This is a genomic window from Pseudomonas cannabina, from assembly GCF_900100365.1.
In the GTDB taxonomy this organism is placed as follows: domain Bacteria; phylum Pseudomonadota; class Gammaproteobacteria; order Pseudomonadales; family Pseudomonadaceae; genus Aquipseudomonas; species Aquipseudomonas cannabina.
In genome coordinates this window covers 1,988,434-2,011,726 of record NZ_FNKU01000001.1, presented here as the reverse complement: position 1 = coordinate 2,011,726, position 23,293 = coordinate 1,988,434, and the positions used below count along the sequence as shown (strand labels likewise).

Sequence of the window (23,293 nt, the reverse complement as noted above, 5' to 3'; positions counted from 1 at the left end):
GTTGAAAAAGCCATATGCATCAGAGCAACTCGCGAATTATTTGTGAGCAAGAATTATTGACGCCAACTTTAAAGTTTACCGCCGCGCTGCCGACATCTGTTTGTTGTATGGATGGCAAGGATCAGCCGCGTTTATTCACCCGATGACTTAACAAGAGCGACCCACGTTGAAAAACACTCTGAGCAATATTTCTGTCAGGTCCAAGCTAGCGCTGGGGTTTGCTCTGGTCATCGTGCTGACGGTGCTGATTGCCTTCACGGGCTGGGCCGGTATCACCTCGCTGAGTGAGCGAAGCGAACGGATTGCCGACATCGGCAAGATGAGCACGCTGACCCGTGATGTGCGAATAGCGCGGCTTGCCTACATCATCAACTACGATGCCGATCGAGCCGCCAAATGGAAGAAAACACTTGAGGCGCTGGAAGACCACGTCAAGTACGCGCAGGAAGTGTTCGACTCTCCGCTGAACATACCGTTGGTGAATGCGTCCTCCGACGCGCTGAAAGATTATCGCATCCAGTACGAGAACGTGATACAGGCTACAGCCGCCCGCGAAGCGACCCGTGGCGTGTTCGGCCAGTATGCCGATGCCGGCGCTGAGGCATTGAAAACGCTGAATGCGTACGCGCGATCGGAAAATGGCAATGCTCAGGATCGTGATGCCATCACTCAGGCGATGGTGTTGTTCCAGAAAATGCGCTTCGATCTGCGCGGCTACACCTATTCGCTGAAAGCCGAGAACAAGGCGCCAGCAGAAGCCTCCATGAACACGGTTATTGCCTACGTTAAAAATCTGCCTGGCTTCGACAGCCAGTCCGCGATTACCAAGAGCCTTGAAGACTCGTTGATCCGCTATCAGAGCACCCTGAACGAGTTCACCGCTGCGCAGGCCAGGATCGAGCTGGCTCAGGCTGGCATCGATAAAGACATCAATATCCTGTTCACGTCCGCTGACCAGCTTTCCGCCAATCAGGTCAAGCTGAGAATCGAAGATGTGGGTCAGGCCAAGACCATGCTTGCGATGTGGCTGGTTGCAGCGCTGGTAGTGAGTTTCCTCGCAGCGTGGATCATCACCCGCCTGATCGTCGGGCCGTTGCTTGAAACATTGAAACTGGCTGAGCGCGTGGCCGATGGTGATTTGACGCATAACGCCGCCGTGACGCGCAAGGATGAGTTGGGAAGGTTGCAAGGCAGCATGTTGCGCATGACCACCAATTTGCGCGAGCTGATCGGCGGCCTGCGCGATGGCGTGACGCAGATCGCCAGCGCTGCCGAACAGTTGTCGGCCGTTACCGAACAGACCAGTGCCGGGGTGAACAGTCAGAAAAGCGAGACGGACCAGGTCGCGACGGCCATGCACGAGATGTCCGCAACCGTTCAGGAAGTGGCGAGAAATGCAGAGCAGGCCTCTCATGCGGCGGTCAACGCGTCGAAAGAAGCGCGGGAAGGTGATGGCGTGGTGTCGAGAGCCGTTACTCAGATTGAAAAGCTGGCCACTGAAGTTCAGCTCTCCAAATCGGCGATGGATGATCTCAAGACCGAGAGCAACAAGATCGGTGGCGTGCTTGATGTGATCAAGGCCGTTGCCGAACAGACCAATCTGCTGGCGCTCAATGCCGCCATCGAAGCCGCACGCGCAGGCGAGGCCGGACGTGGCTTCGCCGTCGTTGCTGACGAAGTGCGAAGCCTGGCCCAGCGTACGCAAACCTCGACCGAGGAAATTGCAGCGCTGATCAGCGGGCTGCACAGCCGTACCACGCAAGTGGCGACCATCCTCGACAACAGTCAGGCCCTGACCACCAACAGTGTCGAGCTGACGCGCAACGCGGGTGTCTCCATCGGCAACATCACCCAGGCAATCTCGACCATCGAGACGATGAACCATCAGATCGCTGCGGCAGCAGAAGAGCAGAGTGCGGTGGCCGAGGAGATCAACCGTAGTGTGCTGAATGTCCGGGATATTTCCGAGCAGACCGCGTCGGCGAGTGAGCAGACCGCCGCGTCGAGCGTCGAACTTGCCCGTCTGGGGGTTCATTTGCAGAACATGGTCAGCCGCTTCAAGGTCTGAGTATTCAACCTGAAACATCCGGTGCGGGCGCAATGCCTCGCACCGGCTGCAACATTGCGTTTAGCCCTCGCCAGCCGTTATCGCCCCCAAAGCCCCAGCGCAAACTCCACAAAACTTCTCAGTTTGGGCAGCCGATAACGGTCCTGCACGTACAGCAGGTTCATCGGCCGTCTGGGCAGATGATAGCCCGGCAGCAGCGCGACCAGTCGGCCCTCCTGCAAGTCTCGCTGGACCAGTGCATCTGGAAGCATCACCACGCCCAGTCCGGCACGGGCCGCCTGATACAGCCCCGCTGACGTGTTGGCCACCATCGAGCCGTCTATATCCACCAGCACTTCGCCTTCAGGCCCGGTCATACGCCACTGGGTGCCAGCGGTGCGCCACTCATCGCCTGCCGGGTAGGCGAACGCCAGGCAATTGTGCGAGCGAAGGTCTTCGGGGCGGACGGGTGCACCATGACGAGCAAGGTAGTCTGGTGCAGCGCATATGGTCAGTGTGTAGTCCTGCAGGGGGCGGGCGATCAATGGCGATGATTGCGCGATGTTACCCAGGCGAATGGCGACGTCAAAACCATTGTCGATCATGTCCAGACGCTGATTGGTCAGCACCAGATCGAGTTTGACCTCGGGAAAGCGCCGCGAGAACTCGACCAGGGCAGGGGCCAGCAATTCCGAACCAAACGTCAGCGGTGCAGTCATGCGCAGAGTACCGGTCGGGTCGCCCTGCGCCTGCTCGGCCAGTTGCTCGGACTCGGCCACCAGCCCGAGTACTTCCAGGCAGCGCTGATAATACGCGGTGCCAAACTCCGTCAGACGCTGGCGGCGAGTGGTGCGCTGCAGCAGGCTGACGCCCAGGCGCTGTTCCAGTGCGCGCAGGTGATTGCCGACCATGGTGGTAGAAATCGAACACGCCTGGGCCGCGCCGGTCAGGCTGCCCGCTTCGACGACCTTTACATACACCCGCATCGCCTGAAATAAATCCATTATCAATCCTTGCTTTAAAATGATTGAAGTATTTCGCTGTTTATCCAGAACAGGTGGTTAACGATACTGCAAAAAATCGAAACATACCCAAGGAGCTTCACGTCATGACCGCCACCTGCCTGATGACCACCTACCAACCGCTCGCGTTGAGTTTCACTCATGGATTGGGCACCCAACTGTGGGATCAGGACGGGCGCGAGTACCTGGATGCGGTGGCCGGTGTGGCGGTGACCGGGGTAGGGCACTCGCACCCCGTGCTGGTCGAGGCGATTCGCGAGCAGGCGGGCCTGTTGCTGCACACGTCCAACCTGTACAGCATTGACTGGCAGCAGCGTCTGGCGCAGAAGCTGAATGCCCTGTCAGGGCTTGATCGAGTGTTTTTCAACAACTCCGGTGCCGAGGCCAACGAAACCGCACTCAAGCTGGCGCGCCTGCATGGCTGGCACAAGTACATCGAGCAGCCCTTGGTCGTGGTAATGGAGAACGCCTTTCACGGTCGTACGCTGGGCACGCTGTCAGCCAGCGACGGGCCGGCGGTGCGTCTGGGGTTCAGTCAGTTGCCGGGGGATTACATCAAAGTGCCCTTTGGCGATCTGACGGCGTTCGATAAGGTTTGCGCCACCCACGGACATCGTATCGCATCGGTACTGGTCGAGCCGATTCAGGGCGAGGGCGGCGCTCAACTGGCACCTGCCGGGTATCTCAAAGCGTTGAGGGAACGCTGCACGCGGCGCGACTGGCTGCTGATGCTCGACGAAATCCAGACCGGCATGGGGCGTACCGGCAAGTGGTTTGCCTTTCAACATGAAGGCATTGTGCCGGACGTCATGACCCTCGCCAAAGGCCTGGGCAATGGCGTGCCGATCGGTGCCTGCCTGGCGCGGGGCAAGGCGGCCGGTCTGTTCACGCCCGGCAGTCACGGCAGCACGTTCGGCGGTAACCCGCTGGCCTGTCGGGTGGGGTGCACGGTGATCGACATCATCGAGCAGCAGGGGCTGGTGGAAAATGCCCGCGTGCAAGGGCAGCATCTGCTCGACCGGCTGCGCGACGTGCTCGGCGATCACCCTTGCGTTCAAGAGATTCGGGGGCAGGGGCTGATGATCGGTATCGAGTTGCAGCACGTCATTCCTGACCTGACCCGGATTGCCGCCGAGCAGCACGGCTTGTTGATCAACGTGACGCGCAGCAAGGTCATTCGCCTGCTGCCGCCATTGGTGCTGGAGGCCGCCGAGGTGGAGCAGGTCGTTCAGCGGCTGGCGGCAACGTTCGACAGTGTCGGCCAGCGGTCGCTCAAGCGTATGGCCTGATGAAACGGATTTAGGAAAAGGACTACGCCGGGCTGTACCGCAACGACCCATATGCGGTAGAAGAGACAAGCATCGCGTGTGTCTGCGCGATGGCTACCCAATGGATTTGAAAGGAGCCCACCATGTTAATCCGGTCCCTGACCCTCGCCACCCTGCTTGTCGCTGCCGGTACAGCGCTGGCTGCTGACAGCGACGGCCCTTTGGCACAGGAGCGCGGCAAGTCGCGTCCCTTGATCATCATCGCTCCCAGTACGCTTGATCCCACGCTGGTCAGTCTCAAGAAAGCGCTGGAAGAGCCTGCCAACCGCGAGGCGTTCGTGCAGCGCAACATGGTGCTGTACACGGTGGTCAATACCATCGGTGAGCGCGATGGCAAAGCGCTGGACCCGCAGTCGACCATGGCCTTGATCCGTGAGCTGAAGCTGGGGGCGGGGGTGAAGACCCGGGTCATTGTGGTGGGCAAGGACGGCGAGAAGAAGATCGAAAAGTCAGAGTCGATTGACCCCAAAGAGATCTTTGCCACGATCGATCAGATGCCGATGCGCGAAAAAGAAGCTGCTGCACCCGCACCAGTGCCTGAAGCGAAGCCGGCGCCAGCCGAAAAGCCAGGCAAACCAGTCAAAGGTGCGGCACCCGGCAAGACGCTGGATGACTGAGTGATGCCGTTGCGCGCGGTTCACCGCGCGCTTGGTCCATGCAGCGTGTTGATCACTCGCCGCGAATGTACTGTTCAAGTTGCTGAATGAGGCTGGCCTGCTCGGCTATCGCTTCCTTTACCAGGTCGCCGATGGACAGCAGGCCCAGCAACTGCCCGTTTTCCACGACGGGCAAGTGACGCAGGTGGCTGTCGGTCATGATGCCCATGCACGTCTCCACGGTTTGTTGCGAATCAACGGTGATGACCTTGCTGCTCATGATCTCGCTGACCGGCGTACCCACTGATGAGCGCCCCTTGAGCACCACCTTGCGCGCGTAATCGCGTTCACTGACCACGCCGACCACCACGCCGTCGTTGACCACGGGCAATGCGCCGATGTTTTTCTCGGCCATCAGCCTGAGGGCCTCCAGCACCATCTGATCCGGGCCGATGGTGTGCACCTGCTGATTGTGCAGGTCCTTCAATTTCAGCAGCTGGGCAACGGTTTTCATGACGCTCTCCGGGATAAGGACCTGAATGACTGTAGTGCATGTTCATGGCCACTACAGAATCGTGCAGTGCGCGGAATCGAGCAAGATTTAAATCAGGATAAGCGGCATAGACGGAAATCAATGGTCAGCATCTGTTGAATATGCCTTGAAATCGACCGCCAACCGCGTCTTTACCCTCTGGGCCAAGTAGAATCAGCCCCTTGATAATAGCGTCGAGGGTGCAGCGTTGGATTTACCGCAGGGCTTTATCCTGAGTCGGCACTGGCAAGATACGCCCGCCGGGACCGAGGTCGACTTCTGGTTGGCCACCGACCAGGGGCCTCGTCACATCCGCCTGCCTTGTCAGCCCTCGGTGGCCTTCATTCCGGCCGAGCAGGGCGAGCGGGCCCGCGCCTTGTTGCGCAGCGAACGTGGCGTTGAGCTGCGCCCTCTGGAGCTCTGCGACTTTCGCCATCGTCCGGTGCTGGGCGTGTACTGCCAGCAGCATCGGCAATTGATGAACATCGAAAAATTGCTGCGCCGAGGTAATGTCGACGTCTACGAAGCAGACATCCGTCCGCCCGAGCGTTACCTGATGGAGCGTTTCATCACGGCCCCGGTGCAGTTCACGGGCACACCGAATGCCGAGGGTGTGCTGTGTGACGCGCAGATCAGGCCGGCCCCCGATTATCGGCCCGGCCTGAAACTGGTCTCGCTGGACATTGAAACCACGGCGCGCGGCGAGTTGTATTCCATTGCGCTGGAAGGCTGCGGACAGCGTCAGGTTTATATGCTCGGCCCGCCCAACGGCGGCAACGAGGCGCTGGATTTCCAGCTCGATTATTGCGACACCCGCGCGCAGTTGCTGGAGCGCCTGAACGACTGGCTGGCGCTGCATGACCCGGACGCGATCATCGGCTGGAACGTGGTGCAGTTCGACCTGCGTGTGCTGCATGAGCATGCGCAGCGTTTGCAGGTGCCCCTGCGCCTCGGGCGCGGCGGAGAGGCTATGGGCTGGCGCGAACATGGCAGCCGTAACAATCACTTTTTTGCCGAAATCAGCGGGCGACTGGTGATCGACGGTATCGAGGCATTACGCTCCGCGACCTGGAGTTTCCCTTCATTCAGCCTGGAATACGTGGCGCAAACGCTTCTGGGTGAAGGCAAGGCCATCGATACGCCTTACCAGCGCATGGACGAAATCAACCGCATGTTCGCCGAGGACAAGCCCGCGCTGGCACGATACAACATCAAGGACTGCGAACTGGTAACGCGCATTTTCGCCAAGACCGAGCTGCTGACCTTCTTGCTGGAACGCGCCACAGTGACCGGTTTGCCGGCTGACCGCAGCGGTGGCTCGGTTGCTGCGTTCTGTCATCTGTACATTCCGCTGATGCATCGTCAGGGTTTCGTCGCGCCTAATCTGGGCGAACGCTTACCGGAAGCCAGCCCCGGCGGTTTCGTCATGGATTCGCAACCCGGGCTGTACGAATCGGTGCTGGTGTTGGACTACAAAAGCTTGTATCCGTCGATCATCCGCACGTTTCTCATCGATCCGGTGGGCCTGATCGAGGGCATGCGTCACCCTGAGGACAGCGCCTCGGTGCCGGGTTTTCGCGGCGCGCGTTTTTCCCGCACGCGACATAGCCTGCCAGCCATCGTCGAGCGCGTCTGGCAAGGACGCGAAACCGCCAAGCGCGAACACAACGCGCCGCTGTCTCAGGCCCTGAAAATCATCATGAATGCCTTCTACGGCGTGCTGGGTTCCAGCGGCTGCCGTTTCTTCGATCCGCGGCTGGCATCGTCGATCACCCTGCGCGGGCATGAAATCATGCTCAAGACTCGCGACCTCATTGAGGCCCAGGGTTATACAGTGATCTACGGCGACACCGACTCGACCTTCGTCTGGCTGGGCCGCCCGCACGGGCAGCAAGAGGCAGCAACCATCGGCAAGGCGCTGGTGGAACAGGTCAACCAGTGGTGGCGTGAGCATTTGCATAATGAATATGGCCTGCACAGTGCGCTGGAACTGCAATATGAAACGCACTTTCGACGCTTTCTGATGCCGACCGTGCGCGGCGCCGAGGAGGGCAGCAAGAAGCGCTATGCCGGGCTGGTCGCACGCGCGGACGGCACCGAAGAAATGATCTACAAAGGTCTGGAAACAGTGCGCACCGACTGGTCGCCACTGGCTCAGCGTTTCCAGCAGGAATTGTATCTGCGTATTTTCAAGCGCCAGCCGTACCAGGACTATGTGCGCGACTACGTGCAGCGCACGCTGTCAGGCGAACTGGATGACTTGCTGATTTACCGCAAGCGACTGCGCCGCAAGCTCGACGACTACCAGCGCAACGTCCCGCCGCATGTTCGCGCAGCGCGTCTGGCCGACGAATACAACGACCAGCAGGGGCGGCCGAAGCAGTATCAGAGCGGTGGCTGGATCAGCTACGTGATGACCACCGCCGGGCCGGAACCGCTGGAGATTCGTCTCGCGCCGATCGACTACGATCACTACGTGACGCGCCAGTTGCAGCCGCTGGCCGACGCGATTCTGCCCTTCGTGGACGATGACTTCAGCAAACTGGTCGGTGGCCAGCTCGGGCTTTTCTAGCGCTAGACCCGGTGCTCGGCAATCCACGGCAACACCTGCTCGCAGGGCGCTTCGATCTTCATGCTCAGCAACTCGTCTGCGCGGGTCTTGCCGTGGTTGATCGCAATGACCGGCTTGCCCTGTTCAACCATGGCTTTGCACAGGCGGAACGCTGACCAGGCCATCAATGAAGTGCCTACCACCAGGAGACCTTCTGCCTGCGCGACACTTGATGTCGCATTGGCAGCGGTTTGCGCGGCGACGTTTTCACCGAAGAACACCACGTCCGGTTTTAGCCTGTCGCCTTCACAGTGCGGACATTCGGGAACCTTGAAGGCGGCTTCGAAGGCCGGGGCCAGCAGCGTGTCGCCGTCGGGTGCCTGCAACGCGTGCACCCCGACCAGATACGGATTCTGAGCGATCATTCGTTCTTGAATGAGTGCCCGGTCGCTGCGTTGCTGGCAGCCAAGGCACAACACCCGATGCAGGCTGCCATGCAGCTCGATCACATCATGGCTGCCGGCCTGGCTGTGCAGCGCGTCAACGTTCTGGGTGATCAACCCGGTAATGGCTCTTTTGCCTTGCAGCTCGGCCAGTGCCCGGTGCGCGGCGTTGGGCTGCGCGGCGCGGATACGCGGCCAGCCGAGCATCGCCCGCGCCCAATAGCGCTGGCGCGCAGCCGGGTTGCCGAGAAATTCCTGATACATCATCGGCTGCTTGCCGCGCCGCACGCCGTCCTTGTCACGGTAGTCCGGGATGCCTGACGCGGTGCTGATACCCGCACCGGTCACGACCAGAAACGACTTTTCGGCCATTGCATTGCAAAGCGTTTCGAGCTGACGGTGAGTTGTGCTGTCCAGCATCTTCAAACCTCGGGTGACGTGCGTTGCCTGTTCAAACCACAAGGCCGCGAGATTAGCAGCAGCCTTCGAGCTGTGAGCGGCCAGGTCCAAGGTTGGTTCAATATCCGTTGTTGATTGCGCCACAGTCATGGCAACCTTGGTTCTTTGTCTCTATGCCAAGGAAGCCTGATGCGATCGTTCGATTTCAAACAACTGGACGTGTTCAGCGATCAACCGCTACTCGGCAATCCGCTGGCCGTGGTGCTGGGCGCGGATGGCCTGACCGACGAGCAGATGGCAGCGTTCGCGCGCTGGACCAACCTCAGTGAAACCACCTTTCTGCTCAAACCGACAGATCCGCGTGCCGACTATCGCGTGCGTATCTTCACGACCCTTGTCGAGCTGCCGTTCGCTGGCCATCCCACCTTGGGCAGCTGTCACGCTTGGCTGGAGAGCGGCGGCGTGGCGCAGGGTGAGGAAATCATTCAGGAGTGCGGCATCGGGCTGGTGCGCATTCGCCGCGAGGGCAGTGGGCTGGCATTCACTGCGCCCCCGTTGCTGCGTTCGGGCGCGGTAGAACCGGAGCTGATCGAGCGGATTCGCCTTGGCATGAAGCTCGGTACGGGGGACATTCTGGATGCGCGCTGGGTGGATAACGGCCCCGGCTGGGTCGCTTTCAGGCTGGCAGATCGCGCCAGTGTGCTCAATTTGCAGCCTGACTACGCGCAACTGAGCGGCCTGAAGCTCGGCGTTGTCGCGCCATGGGACCCTGCGGTGGAGGGTGACGAGGCGCAGTTTGAAGTGCGCGCTTTCGTGCCCGGTGACGGCATGGCCGAAGACCCGGTGACCGGCAGCCTCAACGCCGGTATCGCCCGCTGGTTTCTGGAAGAGGGCCTCGCGCCCGAGCGTTACGTTGTCAGCCAGGGCACCGCACTCGGACGCAAGGGGCGGGTGTCCATTCAGCGAGTGGGTGACGATATCTGGGTGGGTGGCTCGACCGTGACCTGTATCGAAGGGCGGGTTTCGTTTTAGGCACCGGGCGTTATACATCAACCCAGGCATTCCCGATAATCTCAACTATCGTGCGACGCTCCGCGTCGCATGCCGTTCCGGACGCTCTGCGTCCGATCCTGGATGCATCAGCCAGGGCACGAGCGTCGCAACGTCAAAGACTCAATCCTTCAGCGCAATCTTCTTGCCGCGTCGGGCGGCGATGTCACTGGCCTGGCCGTCGCGCTGTTTGCCGGTGCGGGCCTGAGTGATGAGTGCCGGGATCAGCGGGCCTTCCGGCAGGTTTTTCCAGAAGCGCGAAGGGAAGTGACCCTCCATGACCTTGGGGTTCAGCCGGGCGGGATTGAAGATGTGACTGTAATACGTCAGCCAAAGCTCACCGTGCGGGTCCTCCACCTGCCTCGCCATGGTCTTCCATGCTTCCGGGCAGCGGCGTTCGTGAATCAGCTCATTGCCGTCGTAATAGACACCGTCATGTGGCGTGGCAATCATCCAGCGATGCTGGCCCATTCGCCCTATGAAGTGTTCACTGGCACTCAGCAGAATATCGTGGGCCGGCTCATGCCAGGCTACATACTGCGGGCGCATGATCGCTGCTTCGTTGTCGGCAGGCGGCAGCGCCACAAAACGCAGAAAGGCATGCAGATGGTGCGCCTCGCGCCGTACCGATTTGAGACGTCGATGCAGCTCGCTGCCCAGTTTGTCGCCCGCCATCATGGCCGTTCGATCACCATGCGTAACGCGCCACAGCACTTCATACAGCAAGCTCCAGCGCTGCTCGCCGCGATAGCGCGACGTGCTTTCCAGCAGTTTCAACAACTCCAGCGGAACCCGCGCTTGAAACGGGCCGTATTCTTCGGGGTATTGTTCCTCGCTGCCAAACAGGTCGGCTGCATCAGGGGATTTCCAGCTGACCTGGCTGGGGTCGATCTCGTGGCTCAATAGCCAGCGTGCCTGAGTTCGCCACGTTTCGAACAGATCATCACAATCGAGACAGATCATCCCCAGAGCCCCATTTGCTGGGGCTGCGGCCGGTCGCGCAACTGATGATGCAGGAACTCGCTGGTGGTCTCGGCATGTGGCGGGTGATAGTCGCTGGTGATGATGAACGGTTTGGCTTTGGCCAGCACACAACGCATGCGGGTCAGGTCTTCGTAACGAATGCGCCGCTGCTTGCGCAGCTCGACCAGCCGCTGGGTGGTACGAATGCCGATGCCCGGCACCCGGGCGATCAGCGCCGGGTCGGCGTTGTTCAAGTCCAGTGGAAACACTTGCCGATTGCCCAATGCCCATGCCAGCTTGGGGCCGATATCCAGGGCAAGATCGCCGGGGCCGCTGAGCAGTTCGCCTGCAGTGAAACCATACCCGCGCAGCAGAAAGTCGGCCTGATACAGGCGGTGCTCGCGCATCAGCGGCGGGGCGGCCAGCGGCACGCTGTTGGGGCTGTTCGGGATCGGGCTGAACGCCGAGTAGTAGACCCGGCGCAGCTTGAAGTCACTGTACAGTGACTGCGCGCTGTGCAGGATGGTGCTGTCATCGGTGGCGTCAGCGCCAACGATCATTTGCGTACTTTGCCCGGCTGGCGCAAAACGCGGCGAGCGCGGTTCGTTGCGCACAGTCTGTTCGCCGGTGTAGATGGTCTGCATGGCCTGCTTGATGGACGCGACGTCTTTTTCCGGCGCAAGGGTTTGCAGGCTGAGATCGGTCGGCAGCTCGATATTGACGCTCAGGCGGTCGGCATAGCGCCCGGCCTTTTCGATGAGCGCCGGATCGGCATCGGGAATGGTCTTGAGGTGGACGTAGCCGCGGAACTCGTGCACTTCGCGCAGCAACCGCGCCACCTCGACCAACTGCTCCATGGTGTAATCGGCCGAGCGAATGATCCCGGAACTCAAAAACAGCCCGCTGACGCAATTGCGACGATAGAAGTCCAGAGTCAGGGTGACCACTTCTTCGGGCGTGAAGCGCGCGCGCGGCACATCACTGGAGCGGCGGTTGACGCAATACTGGCAGTCATACAGGCAGAAGTTGGTCAGCAGGATTTTCAGCAACGAGACGCAACGTCCATCGGGCGTATAGCTGTGGCAAATGCCCATGCCGTTGGTGGAACCCAGCCCGGATTTGTTCTGCGAGCTGCGCTTGGGGGCTCCACTGCTGGCGCACGACGCATCGTACTTGGCGGCGTCTGCGAGGATGCTGAGCTTGTCGATGAGCTCCATGGAAAGACCCTTGACTGTTTGGATGTACAGTATAGGTTTGCCAGTACAGACTCAAGCAACGCAAACGCGATCAGACCGAAGGTCGGCAGGCGTGGTCACAGCAACAGCTTGCATTCTTAAATGTTATTTTATAACGAAGTGTGTCTTTGATATGTAATACTGTAACGAATAATTGCAGGTTACTGGCGCGTGAAATCTTCTCAATCTTCTTCGATCCCGGCTTCCGTTCTGGCCCAGTCGGCCTGGAAACGAGTGCTGTTCTCGCTTGCGGTACTGGCGCTGTTGTGGGCGGCGATCGGCTGGTCGGTGGCCATTCCGTGAGTGCCGCGATCAGCCTCGAAAACCTTACGGTGGCTTACGAGCGCCGCCCCGCTGTGCATCACCTCAACGGTCGATTCGAAGCGGGCAGCCTGACGGCGATTGTCGGACCGAACGGTGCCGGCAAGTCGACCCTGATCAAGGCCATCGCCGGGACCATGAAGCCTGCGCAGGGGCGTGTCGATCGCGGGCGTCTGGCAACCCGCACCATCGGCTATCTGCCTCAGGCCGCCGAAATCGATCGCAGCTTTCCGTTGAGCGTGGCGGATACCGTGGCCATGGGCGCGTGGCACAGCATCGGGCCGTTTCGTGGCCTGACGCGCAATCATGCCCGGCTCACCGCAGAGGCGCTACGCACCGTCGGGCTGGAAGGGTTCGAAGGTCGCAGCGTGGGTTCGCTGTCGTCCGGCCAGTTCCAGCGCGTGCTGTTTGCCCGGCTGTTGCTGCAGGACGCTTCGGTGATTTTGCTGGACGAGCCGTTCACCGCCATTGATGCACGCACCACTCGCGATTTGCTGGAATTGGTGCGGGCCTGGCACGGCCAGGGGCGGACCGTGATCGCGGTGTTGCACGACATCGATCAGGTTCGTCAGCACTTTCCGCAAACGCTGTTGATGGCCCGCGAAGCCATCGCCTGGGGTGACACAGCGGATGTGCTCAGCGTTGCCAACCTGCGCAAGGCGCGCAACATGGCGGAATACTGGAGCCCCGACGCACTGTTGTGTGATGTCGAGGACGAGCGCACATGATGCTCTACAGCCTGATCGTCGAGCCGTTTATCGAATTCGGTTTCATGCGTCGCGCGCTGGTAGCGTGCCTGGCCCTGGGTATCGGTTCGGGCCCGGTGGGCGTGTTGCTGATGCTGCGACGCATGAGCCTGGTGGGCGACGCCATGAGTCATGCGGTGCTGCCGGGGGCTGCGGTAGGCTTCATGGTCGCCGGCCTTTCACTGCCCGCCATGGGCTTTGGCGGCCTGATCGCCGGGTTGGCGGTGGCGTTGCTGTCCGGGCTGGTCAGCCGCCTGACGTCACTGCGCGAGGATGCCAGTTTCGCCAGTTTCTACCTGACCTCGCTGGCAGCCGGGGTGCTGATCGTGTCGCTGCACGGCTCCAGCGTCGACCTGCTGCATGTGCTGTTCGGCACCATTCTGGCCATCGATGACGCGTCGATCTACATGGTCGGCAGCATTGCTTCGTTCACGCTGGTGCTGTTGGCGGTGATCTACCGCCCACTGGTGCTGGAGTGCTTCGATCCGGGTTTCTTGCGCGCCGAGGGCGGGCGTGGATCGCTGTATCACGTGTTGTTCCTGCTGCTTGTCGTGCTCAATCTGGTCGCAGGTTTTCAGGCGCTGGGCACGTTGATGGCGGTCGGCATGATGATGCTGCCCGCAACGGCTGCGCGATTCTGGAGCAATTCGCTGAGCGGCCTGATGTTGATTTCGACGCTGCTCGCCACCTTGTCCGGGCTGATCGGCCTGATCGTTTCCTATCACCTTGGCGTGGCCTCGGGGCCCGCCATCGTATTGACCGCGAGTGCGTTTTACGCATTTTCCCTGCTGTTCGGACGCACAGGCATTGTGCGTCGGCTGTTTCCCAAACCTCACCTGGCCCACTGAAAAGGTATGTCATGAAACGATTGATGCTGTTGAGTTCGATGGCTGCACTGGCGTTGTCCGCGTTCGCCAGTCTGGCCCAGGCCAAACCACTTGAGACGGTGGCATCGTTTACGGTGATCGCCGATATGGTCAGCACGGTCGGCGGCGAGCGTGTTCACGTCAAATCCCTGATCGGCCCGAATGGCGACCCGCACGTCTACGAGCCAACGCCAAGTGATGCTCAGGCACTGAAAAATGCCGATCTGGCTTTTGTCAGCGGCCTGCATCTGGAAGGCTGGATGGATCGGTTGATCAAGGCCTCAGGCTACAAAGGCCAGCCGGTGGTGCTTTCGCAAGGCATCAAGACGCGCAGCATGGATGAAGATGGCAAACGCATCGTCGATCCACATGCCTGGAACAGCGCTGCCAATGGGGTGATTTATGTGCGCAACATCATCGCTGCATTGAAGAAAGCCGACCCCGAAGGTGCCAGCGAATACCAGGCCAATGGCGACCGCTACATCGCTGACTTGCAACAGCTCGATCAGTACGCCCGTGATCAGATTAACTCGGTCCCGGCGGCCAGCCGCAAGATCCTGACTTCTCACGATGCGTTCGGTTATTTCGGTGATGCCTACGGCGTGACGTTCCTGTCGCCGCTGGGTCTGTCTACCGAGTCCGAGGCGTCGGCAGCCGATGTTTCGAAGCTGATCCGGCAGATCAAGGCCGAACACGTCAGCGCGTATTTCTTCGAGAACTCCAGTGATCCGCGTCTGGTCAAGCAGATCGCCCAGGCCAGTGGTGCCCATCCGGGCGGCGAGCTGTACGTTGAATCACTGTCGCCAGCCGATGGCCCCGCGCCAACGTACGCGAAGATGTTTCGCTACAACGTCGATACGCTGACGGCAGCGATGAAGCGCAATCAGTAAACCCGAACACGCGCAGCCCTTGCGAGCAGGGCTGCGCGAGGTCATGCCTCAGTCAGTGAGGAATTTGAACACAGTGGTCTGGGTGTAGGCTTTGCCCGGGTCCAGTCGAGTGCTGGGGAATGTCGGCTGGTTGGGCGCGTCAGGGTAATGCTGGGTTTCAAGCGTGAACGCACCCCAGTGCGGGTAGACCTTGCCGCCCTTGCCGTGGATGCTGCCATCCAGGAAGTTGCCGGTGTACAGCTGCACGCCGGGTTCGGTGGTGAACAACTGCAGTTTGCGCCCGGACTGCGGGTCGCTGACCTCGGCGGCCAGTTTCTTCACATCGCCTTTGGTGTCCAGAACCCAGTTGAAGTCAAAGCCGCCTTGCTTGGGTTCAGCGTACTTGAGCTGCGGATGATCATCCTTGATGTGCTTGCCGAAGGCCGTGGGTTTGAGGAAGTCCATCGGTGTGCCGGCCACGGCGGGCAATTCGCCGGTCGGGATCAGTTTGTCGTTGACCGGCGTGTAATGCGAAGCGTGCAGGGTGGCGACCTGCTTGAGCACATCGCCGCTGCCTGCGCCCGCCAGATTGAAATAGCTGTGGTTGGTCAGGTTCAGCACCGTCGGCTTGTCGGTGGTGGCCCGGTAGTCGATTTTCAGCTCGTTCTTGTCGTTCAGGCTGTACGTGACTTCGGTCTGCAGGGTGCCGGGGAAGCCCATTTCGCCATCGGGTGACACGTACGTGAGTTTCACGCCGACCGAATCACCGGTTTTGGTTTCCTCGGCTTTCCACAGGCGCTTATCGAAGCCCTTGTCACCGCCGTGCAAGGCGTTGGTCTTGTCGTTGAGCGGAACCTGCCAGGTCTTGCCATCGAGTGTGAATTTGCCACCTGCGAGGCGGTTGCCGAAGCGGCCAATGGTCGCGCCGAAATAAACCGTGCCGTTGTTCTGGTACCCCTGTACATCATCGAAGCCCAGCACGATGTCTTCGACCTTGCCAGCCTTGTCCGGCACCAGCAGCGATTGCAGGGTGGCGCCGTAGGTGATGATGCTGGCCTGCACGCCGTGGCTGTTGCGCAGGGTGTATTTCTCGACGGCGGTGCCGTCCGGCAGTTGGCCAAAGGTGCTGTGTTCGCTGGAGAGTGCTGCAGCCTGTGCAGTCAAGGTGCTGATCATCAAAGACAGTCCAAGGGTGCTGAGAAGAGCATGCGTTTTCATCTGATCTACCCACTTTTATTGTTATTGGTAAGACTATTTGATCGGATTTCATCCGATGCATGGGGTTATAGCCGATAAAATGCCGCTTGAAAAATAAATTGTAATACTATTTAGTAGTGCACGTGTCAGCGAAGCGGCGTGCGTCACTTTAGCCGATCCGGCAATATTTCGTGCCGGACGGGCTTGTCTGATCAGCGACGGACAGGCTGGCCAGGTGCGCGACACGACCATTGAGCGGTACCCCTATTTAAAAAGTGCCTTTACAACAATAACAAAGGACATTTTTCATGAACTGGCTGCCCGTTTCCGAGCACCGTTTCAAGCTGGCCGAGGGCTCCTTCTGGGATGCCGAAACGCAGGCCCTGTACTGGGTCGATATCGCCGGCTTTCTCGCCTGCCGGCTGGTTGCCGGGCAGTACCGCCAATGGCGTATGCCCGAGCCTGTTTCCGCGTTCATTCCGACCACCCATGGCGACGCACTGGTGACATTGGCCAGCGGCGTATATCGCCTGGATCTGACCTCCGAAAAAACCTCGTTGGCGTTGTTCTGCGTGGCTGACCCGACGCCCGGCAATCGCGCCAACGAGGCCCGTTGCGACGCAAGTGGCCGCCTGTGGCTGGGCAGCATGCAAAACAATATCGACGCTGAAGGCGGTGATGTGCCGCTGGTTCGTCGTTCGGGCGGGTTGTTTCGCGTCGATGCCGACGCGCGCGTGACTCGCTTGCTGGACGGGCAGGGCATCGTCAACACCTTGCTCTGGAACGCTGATGGCAGCGTGTTGTACAGCGCCGATACCCTCGATGACGTCATTTATCACTACCCGGTGCGGGACGACGGTGCGCTGGGCCCCCGCCAGATCTGGGCCGCCGAGCACAGTCGCGGTTCGCCCGACGGCTCGGCAATGGACGCCGAGGGTTATGTCTGGAACGCACGCTGGGGCGGCAATTGCCTGATCCGCTTTGCGCCGGATGGCAGCGTCGACCGGATCGTCGAATTGCCTGTCAGCCATCCCACCAGTTGTGTGTTCGGCGGTCCTGACCTGGACACGCTGTACATCACCAGTGCTGCGCCCGCCGACGCTCATGGTCAGTTCGACGGCGCGGTGCTGATGGCGCATGTAGGCGTCACGGGAACACGGTGCCAGCGCTTCGCCGGCTAAGGTTTTTCGCGGCCGGCGCACTCCAGCAGGAGCGCGGCGGCAGAGTGACATTAGGTTACATAGCGGTCATTCATTATATGGTATGACTATTTAATCGGTGCCGGACGTCTCCGCGCTCGTCACCGCCACTTCGCTGAACGTTGTAGCTATTCAATAAAAATAAGGAGTTAGCTATGTTGAGTCGTCACGGGATTCGTTCCCTGTGCTGTGCCGCTGTTGCCACCGCCATCCTGGGCATGAGTGGCGTCACTTCTGCCGCTGAAGAAGTCAAAATCGGTTTCCTGGTCAAGCAGGCTGAAGAGCCTTGGTTTCAGACCGAGTGGCAATTTGCCGAGAAAGCCGGCAAGGACCTTGGCTTTACCGTCATCAAGATTGCCGTACCCGACGGCGAGAAGACCCTGTCAGCCATCGACAACCTGGCTGCCAACGGCGTCAAAGGTTTCGTGATCTGCCCGCCTGATGTTTCCCTCGGTCCTGCAATCGTCGCCAAGGCCAAGTCCTACGACATGAAAGTCATGGCAGTGGATGACCGCTTCGTCGACGCCAAGGGCAAAACTATGGAAGACGTGCCATATCTGGGTATGGCGGCCTTCGAAGTGGGCCAGAAGCAGGGCGCCGCCATGGCGAACGAGGCGAAGATTCGCAAGTGGGATGAAAGCGAGTGGAAAGGCACTTACGCAATCATTAACACTTACAGCGAACTCGATACCGGCAAGAAACGCACCGACGGCTCGGTGGACGCGTTGAAAAAAGCCGGTTTGCCAGCGGATCACATTCTGTTCTCTGCACAGAAGACGCTTGATGTGCCGGGCGGAATGGACGCTACCAACTCGGCGCTGCCAAAGCTGCCGGGCGACGCTAAAAACCTGATCATCGGTGGCATGAACGACAACACCGTACTGGGCGGTGTACGCGCCACCGCCAGTAATGGCTTCAGCGCCAAGAACGTGCTGGGGATCGGTATCAACGGTACCGACGCGATCGATGAATTGAAGAAGAAAGAGAGTGGATTCTTCGGCTCGATGCTGCCAAGCCCGGACAAGGAAGGCTACAAGACGGCCGAGTACGTGTTCAACTGGGTCACCAAAGGTGTGGAGCCGCCGAAGTACACCGCTATGGATGACGTGACACTGATCACTCGCGAAAACTTCCAGGCTGAACTGACCAAAATCGGTCTGTGGAAGTGAGCTGAGCGAGGGGCCTGATTTTCAGGCCCCTCACACATGCGAGGAGGTTGGTTTCATGCAACAGGCTGTCGAGCTTCAACCCATAGGCGGCGCCCTGCGTTTCAATGGCATCGGCAAGGTGTTTCCGGGCGTCAAGGCGCTGTCTGATATCACCTTCGAAGCCCGTCCCGGCAGCGTTCATGCGCTGATGGGCGAAAACGGCGCAGGCAAGTCGACGCTGCTGAAAATCCTTGGCGGGTCGTATCAGCCCAACAGTGGCAGCCTGCAGATCGGCGACCAGACTCACCAGTTCAGGTCCACTGCCGACAGTATTGCAGCGGGTGTCGCGGTGATTCACCAGGAGCTGCATCTGGTGCCGGAAATGACCGTTGCCGAGAACCTGCTGCTCGGGCACATGCCCAACCGCTTCGGTCTGATCAATCGTCGCGCGATGTACCGCCAGGCCGCTGAGCTGCTCAAGGGGCTGGCCGACGAAATTGATCCGCACACCCGGCTGGGCGATCTTTCGCTGGGCCAGCGGCAACTGGTCGAAATCGCCAAGGCCATGTCGCGCAACGCTCATGTCATCGCCTTCGACGAACCGACCAGCAGCCTGTCGGCGCGTGAGATTGACCGCTTGATGGCAATCATCGTGCGGCTGCGTGACGAAGGCCGGGTGATTCTTTACGTGTCCCATCGCATGGAAGAAATCTTCCGCGTTTGCGATGCCGTGACGGTGTTCAAGGACGGCCGTTTCGTCAAAACCTTCGAGCAGATGGCCGACCTCGATCACGACCGGCTGGTGACCTGCATGGTCGGTCGCGATATCCAGAATATCTACAATTACCGGCCCCGCCAGCATCAAGGCCCGAGCCTGCGCGTGACCGGGCTGATGGGGCCAGGGCTGCACGAGCCGGTTACCTTTGCGGTGCAAAAGGGCGAGGTGCTGGGCTTTTTCGGTCTGGTGGGCGCCGGGCGCACCGAGTTGTTTCGGATGTTGTCCGGGCTGACGCGCAGCACGGCGGCTAGTCTGCAACTGGATGGCCAGCCGCTGACCCTGCGGTCGCCGCGTGATGCCATCGAGGCGGGGATTCTGCTGTGCCCCGAGGATCGCAAGAAAGAAGGCATCGTGCCGCTGTCCAGCGTTGCAGAAAACATCAACATCGGTGCCCGGCCGCGGCACGTGAACCTTGGCTGCCTGATCCAGGGCAGTTGGGAGCGGGATAACGCGCGCAGTCAGATCAAATCGATGAACGTCAAGACGCCATCGCCTGACCAGCAAATCATGTTTCTGTCCGGGGGCAACCAGCAGAAGGCGATTCTCGGTCGCTGGCTGTCGATGCCGATGAAAGTCCTGCTGCTGGACGAGCCGACTCGCGGCATCGACGTCGGTGCCAAATCTGAAATCTACGAAATCATTCACAACCTCGCTGCTGACGGGATTGCGGTGATTGTGGTGTCCAGCGATCTGATGGAAGTCATGGGTATTTCAGACCGCATTCTGGTGATGAGCGAAGGCGCAATCACCGGCGAACTCAACCGCGACGAGGCTGACGAGTCGCGACTCCTGCAATTGGCTCTGCCACGCACGCGCGGCTGACAATCGGTCCCTGACCATGAACAATAAAAAAGAGGTGCGTATGTCTACCGAATCCAGCCTGCAGGCTCCCCGTCAGGCCATGAACCTGCGTCGTTTTGTCGATGACTGGGTGATGCTCCTGGCGGCCGTGGGAATCTTCCTGCTCTGCGCCGTGTTTATCGACAACTTCATGTCGCCACTGAACATGCGCGGCCTTGGCCTGGCCATTTCAACTGTGGGTATCGCGGCCTGCACCATGCTGTATTGCCTGGCGTCCGGGCATTTCGACCTGTCGATCGGGTCGGTGCTGGCCTGTTCCGGGGTTATCGCCAGCATTGTGATCCGCGACACCGACAGCGTGTTTCTGGGCGTGTCTGCCGCACTGGCGCTGGGCCTGGTGGTCGGCCTGATCAACGGCATCGTGATCGCCAAACTGCGCATCAATGCCTTGATCGCGACGCTGGCGACCATGCAGATCGTGCGCGGCCTGGCTTACATCTTTTCCAACGGCAAGGCTGTCGGCGTCTCCAATGAGGACTTCTTCATCTTCGGTAACGGCCAGGTGTACGGCGTGCCGGTGCCGATCCTGATCACCATTGCCTGCTTTATCTTCTTCGGCTGGTTGCTCAATTACACCACTTACGGGCGCAACACCATGGCCATTGGTGGCAACCAGGAAGCCGCCTTGCTGGCCGGCGTGCACGTCGATCGCACCAAGATCATCATCTTCGCTGTACACGGCCTGATTGGCGCGTTGGCGGGGGTCGTTCTAGCCTCGCGCATGACTTCGGGTCAACCAATGATCGGTCAGGGCTTCGAGCTGACGGTGATTTCAGCCTGTGTGCTGGGCGGGGTGTCGCTGAGTGGCGGGATTGGCATGATTCGTCACGTCATTGCTGGCGTATTGATTCTGGCAATCATCGAAAACGCGATGAACCTGAAGAACATCGATACGTTTTATCAGTACGTGATTCGCGGCACGATTCTGCTGCTGGCGGTGATCATCGACCGGATGAAGCGCCGCTAGACATCTGGCTCCGTTATGGAAATAACCCTTGCCGGTACAGTGGCAGGGGTTTTTTATGGGCGTAGGCCGGGCGCGACACAAGCAATGAAGCGGTAGTGGTGCTGCCGCAGCATTCAGGTTTTTTCCGAGGCCGATGAGGGCTGTAACCGGAAGTCCAGTCCTGCCCGGGTGCCCAGTGTCGGCATCGACTCCAGCGTCAGTGTCCATTGAAAGCGTTCGCAGATACGTCGCACCAGAAACAGCCCCAAGCCTTTCCCGCTGCCTGCCCTGATCGGGTTTCGCAGCAGTGACAGGTAGTGCCGGGAAGCCTGCTCGGTGTCGAAGCCTTCGCCCGAGTCGGTCACGCTCAACACACCCTCCTTGAGCCGCACAGCGATGGTGCCGTCATAGGTGTTTTCCGCCGCATTACGCAGCAGGTTACCAACGGCGATGCGTAACATCGCTTCCGGCACGTATAGGGTGAGCGACTGGTGAACCTGCACCGAGAACTGCACCGGTTTGCCGTCGAGCAGATGCTCGTGATCCTTGACCAGAGCGGGCAGCAGGCGATCGACTTCGAGCGGGTCATCCTGATGCGAGGTCAACGGCTCGCGTGACAGATACAGCAGCGCAACCATGATTTCCGTAAGGTTTTCCACGGTGGCGCGCATGCGTTGCAGCGGCGGCTTTGCGCACGGCGGCAGTTTTTGCCTGGCCAGCACATCCAGCGCACCGCTGATTACCGCAATCGGCGTGCGGAACTCATGGCTGGCCTGATCCAGCAGCGCACGTTCACGGCCTATGAAGTGTTCGACCCGCTCCAGATGCGCATTGATGCCGCAGGCAATGTCCTTGAGCTCTTCCTGAGCGTACTGCACGGGCAACCGTTGCGCGGGTCGTTCCGGGTCGAGTTGCTTCATGCCCCGCGCAAGCGCCTGAACCGGACGATGCAGGCGAACGTACAGCCAGGCGATCACGGCAATAATCAGGATCAGATTGAGTAGCAGAAACACCGCCCCGATCAAAGCGATGAGGTTCTGCTCCCGCTCCAGATCGCTGATGTCGATAGCCGCTATCAAACGCTCCTTGCCCAGCGAGGTGACCAGCACGGCGTAGTCGGGGTCGGAGAAGCCTGAAGATCTTCGGTCCAGATCGCCCTCGCTGTAGAAACCTGGTGCAAGTGACGCGAGAAAAGGCGGCATGCCGGTCGCGGCAGTATCAGTGCGGGTGTCGTTCGACAGTTTCCATATCTGAATTCTGTCGCCTTTCTGTGGTTTGGGCTGTGGCGTGTCTGCAAGTGCATTGGCTGTCGCGGTTTCAAGCAATTCTTTCCAGATCGGGTGATCGACGAGTTCCTGGCTCATGAATGCCTGAGTGGTCAGGCCGGTGGTCATCAGTAGCCCGAAGCCGAGCAGAATTGCACTGATCAGGCGATGCAGGCTGCCCCGGCGGCCGGGAAGATTGATCATGGGCACACGCACAGGCGAAAACCGATACCCGGTACTGTATGGAGCAGCTTTTGCTCGGCGACCCGCTCGCCATCGATGGTCTTTCTGAGCAAATGCATGTGCGAGCGCAGCAGGTCGCCGTCGGGCACGCTGTCGCCCCAGATGAGCAGCTCCAGCTGCGTGCGCGTAACAACGTGCGGCGAGTTGCGCATCAGAACCTCCAGCAGGGTTCGTCTGATCGGCGAAAAGGGCAGCTGGACACCGCCGCGCATGATGGTTTGTGTGCCCAGGTCGAAACACAGATCGGCGACTTCCAGCACCTGCCGAACATCCGAGCGCTTATGACTGCGCGCAGCCAGCACCCGCAAACGAATTTCCAGCTCAGGCAGGGCCAGCGGTTTGACGATGTAATCGTCCGCACCCGACTCAAAGCCCAGCAGCTTGTCGTCCAGTTGGTCCTTGGCGGTCAGCAGCATCACCGGCACCGGATTGCGCAATTCGGTGCGCAGGTGACGCAGGAGGCTGATGCCGTCCATGCGCGGCATCATCCAGTCCAGCACGATGACGTCGTAGTGGTTTTCGCTGATCAGGCGCATCGCGGACTTGCCGTCGGGCGCCGCATCCAGCGTATGGCCGCAGGCTTCCAGGTAGTCGAACATGTTGGCGGCCAGCGCCAGATTGTCTTCGACGATTAAAACACTCAGTGATCGTTCGATCATGATGGGATAGCACTCTGCCGAGGGTGAAG

21 protein-coding genes and 1 pseudogene are annotated in these 23,293 nt (G+C 60.0%); 14 read left to right on the top strand and 8 right to left on the bottom strand.

The window, feature by feature from the left end; translation table 11 throughout:
- Window positions 1–166 precede the first annotated feature (166 nt).
- Together BLT55_RS34755 and BLT55_RS34750 are read left to right on the top strand one after the other, a co-directional pair.
- A pseudogene (locus BLT55_RS34755) lies at window positions 167–1,213 on the top strand (methyl-accepting chemotaxis protein); the annotation flags it as partial.
- On the top strand, window positions 1,196–2,068 hold the full coding sequence (locus tag BLT55_RS34750) for a methyl-accepting chemotaxis protein (RefSeq protein WP_375233513.1): 873 nt from the start codon (window positions 1,196–1,198) through the stop codon (window positions 2,066–2,068). The pseudogene BLT55_RS34755 and the gene BLT55_RS34750, both read left to right, overlap by 18 nt.
- Window positions 2,069–2,145: 77 nt before the next feature.
- On the opposite strand, the gene BLT55_RS09355 is transcribed toward BLT55_RS34750, so the two are convergent.
- The gene (locus BLT55_RS09355) at window positions 2,146–3,051 is read right to left on the bottom strand and encodes a LysR family transcriptional regulator (RefSeq protein ID WP_054999013.1); all 906 of its coding nucleotides are present in this window, start codon (window positions 3,049–3,051) and stop codon (window positions 2,146–2,148) included.
- A gap of 104 nt (window positions 3,052–3,155) precedes the next feature.
- Here BLT55_RS09355 and BLT55_RS09350 point away from each other — a divergent pair, with 104 nt between their 5' ends.
- Together BLT55_RS09350 and BLT55_RS09345 are read left to right on the top strand one after the other, a co-directional pair.
- A complete protein-coding gene (locus BLT55_RS09350) occupies window positions 3,156–4,358 on the top strand; it encodes an aspartate aminotransferase family protein (protein WP_054999012.1) in 1,203 nt (400 codons plus the stop codon).
- A 122-nt stretch (window positions 4,359–4,480) separates the two neighbouring features.
- Window positions 4,481–5,014 carry a DUF4174 domain-containing protein gene (locus BLT55_RS09345; RefSeq protein ID WP_054999011.1) on the top strand — a complete coding sequence of 178 codons (534 nt, stop codon included), beginning with the start codon at window positions 4,481–4,483 and terminating at the stop codon, window positions 5,012–5,014.
- A gap of 52 nt (window positions 5,015–5,066) precedes the next feature.
- On the opposite strand, the gene BLT55_RS09340 is transcribed toward BLT55_RS09345, so the two are convergent.
- Entirely contained in the window at window positions 5,067–5,507 is a 441-nt protein-coding gene (locus tag BLT55_RS09340) for a CBS domain-containing protein (protein ID WP_054999010.1), read from the bottom strand.
- Window positions 5,508–5,733: 226 nt separating this feature from the next.
- Between BLT55_RS09340 and BLT55_RS09335 the strand changes: the two genes are divergently transcribed.
- Entirely contained in the window at window positions 5,734–8,097 is a 2,364-nt protein-coding gene (locus BLT55_RS09335; protein WP_054999009.1) for a DNA polymerase II, read from the top strand.
- A 2-nt stretch (window positions 8,098–8,099) separates the two neighbouring features.
- Here the strand turns inward: BLT55_RS09335 and BLT55_RS09330 are convergent, their stop codons facing one another.
- Window positions 8,100–8,939, bottom strand: a complete 840-nt coding sequence (locus tag BLT55_RS09330; RefSeq protein WP_054999018.1) for an NAD-dependent protein deacetylase — start codon at window positions 8,937–8,939, stop codon at window positions 8,100–8,102.
- Between the two features lie 168 nt (window positions 8,940–9,107).
- Between BLT55_RS09330 and BLT55_RS09325 the strand changes: the two genes are divergently transcribed.
- Window positions 9,108–9,950, top strand: a complete 843-nt coding sequence (locus BLT55_RS09325; RefSeq protein ID WP_054999008.1) for a PhzF family phenazine biosynthesis protein — start codon at window positions 9,108–9,110, stop codon at window positions 9,948–9,950.
- 141 nt (window positions 9,951–10,091) lie between these two features.
- Here BLT55_RS09325 and BLT55_RS09320 read toward each other — a convergent pair whose 3' ends face one another.
- Both BLT55_RS09320 and BLT55_RS09315 read right to left on the bottom strand, forming a co-directional pair.
- On the bottom strand, window positions 10,092–10,931 hold the full coding sequence (locus BLT55_RS09320; protein ID WP_055001847.1) for a TIGR03915 family putative DNA repair protein: 840 nt from the start codon (window positions 10,929–10,931) through the stop codon (window positions 10,092–10,094).
- Complete coding sequence (locus tag BLT55_RS09315; RefSeq protein ID WP_055001848.1) at window positions 10,928–12,148, bottom strand: putative DNA modification/repair radical SAM protein; 1,221 nt, start codon at window positions 12,146–12,148, stop codon at window positions 10,928–10,930. The genes BLT55_RS09320 and BLT55_RS09315 overlap by 4 nt, the downstream gene beginning before the upstream one ends.
- Before the next feature lie 189 nt (window positions 12,149–12,337).
- Between BLT55_RS09315 and BLT55_RS34395 the strand changes: the two genes are divergently transcribed.
- From BLT55_RS34395 to BLT55_RS09300, 4 genes are read left to right on the top strand one after another with little or no spacing between them, the layout of a single operon-like run.
- Complete coding sequence (locus BLT55_RS34395; RefSeq protein WP_259469606.1) at window positions 12,338–12,469, top strand: hypothetical protein; 132 nt, start codon at window positions 12,338–12,340, stop codon at window positions 12,467–12,469.
- The gene (aztA, locus tag BLT55_RS09310; protein ID WP_055001859.1) at window positions 12,466–13,215 is read left to right on the top strand and encodes a zinc ABC transporter ATP-binding protein AztA; all 750 of its coding nucleotides are present in this window, start codon (window positions 12,466–12,468) and stop codon (window positions 13,213–13,215) included. Before BLT55_RS34395 ends, aztA begins: the two co-directional genes overlap by 4 nt.
- On the top strand, window positions 13,212–14,081 hold the full coding sequence (locus BLT55_RS09305; protein WP_055001849.1) for a metal ABC transporter permease: 870 nt from the start codon (window positions 13,212–13,214) through the stop codon (window positions 14,079–14,081). The genes aztA and BLT55_RS09305 overlap by 4 nt, the downstream gene beginning before the upstream one ends.
- Window positions 14,082–14,092: 11 nt before the next feature.
- On the top strand, window positions 14,093–14,989 hold the full coding sequence (locus tag BLT55_RS09300) for a metal ABC transporter substrate-binding protein (RefSeq protein ID WP_055001850.1): 897 nt from the start codon (window positions 14,093–14,095) through the stop codon (window positions 14,987–14,989).
- Between the two features lie 48 nt (window positions 14,990–15,037).
- Here the strand turns inward: BLT55_RS09300 and BLT55_RS09295 are convergent, their stop codons facing one another.
- Complete coding sequence (locus BLT55_RS09295) at window positions 15,038–16,186, bottom strand: aldose epimerase family protein (RefSeq protein ID WP_055001851.1); 1,149 nt, start codon at window positions 16,184–16,186, stop codon at window positions 15,038–15,040.
- Window positions 16,187–16,473: 287 nt separating this feature from the next.
- Here BLT55_RS09295 and BLT55_RS09290 point away from each other — a divergent pair, with 287 nt between their 5' ends.
- From BLT55_RS09290 to araH, 4 genes are all read left to right on the top strand, one after another.
- Window positions 16,474–17,346 carry an SMP-30/gluconolactonase/LRE family protein gene (locus BLT55_RS09290; RefSeq protein ID WP_055001852.1) on the top strand — a complete coding sequence of 291 codons (873 nt, stop codon included), beginning with the start codon at window positions 16,474–16,476 and terminating at the stop codon, window positions 17,344–17,346.
- A gap of 173 nt (window positions 17,347–17,519) precedes the next feature.
- Window positions 17,520–18,533, top strand: coding sequence for a substrate-binding domain-containing protein (locus BLT55_RS09285; protein WP_055001853.1), 1,014 nt, complete (start codon window positions 17,520–17,522; stop codon window positions 18,531–18,533).
- A gap of 55 nt (window positions 18,534–18,588) precedes the next feature.
- Window positions 18,589–20,112, top strand: coding sequence for an L-arabinose ABC transporter ATP-binding protein AraG (araG, locus tag BLT55_RS09280; protein WP_055001854.1), 1,524 nt, complete (start codon window positions 18,589–18,591; stop codon window positions 20,110–20,112).
- Between the two features lie 40 nt (window positions 20,113–20,152).
- A complete protein-coding gene (araH, locus tag BLT55_RS09275) occupies window positions 20,153–21,118 on the top strand; it encodes an L-arabinose ABC transporter permease AraH (protein WP_055001855.1) in 966 nt (321 codons plus the stop codon).
- Between the two features lie 113 nt (window positions 21,119–21,231).
- Here the strand turns inward: araH and BLT55_RS09270 are convergent, their stop codons facing one another.
- Window positions 21,232–22,566, bottom strand: a complete 1,335-nt coding sequence (locus tag BLT55_RS09270; RefSeq protein ID WP_055001856.1) for a sensor histidine kinase — start codon at window positions 22,564–22,566, stop codon at window positions 21,232–21,234.
- Window positions 22,563–23,264 (bottom strand): response regulator transcription factor, encoded by a 702-nt coding sequence (locus tag BLT55_RS09265; RefSeq protein ID WP_055001857.1) that lies wholly within the window; start codon window positions 23,262–23,264, stop codon window positions 22,563–22,565. Before BLT55_RS09265 ends, BLT55_RS09270 begins: the two co-directional genes overlap by 4 nt.
- Between the last annotated feature and the right edge of the window lie 29 nt (window positions 23,265–23,293).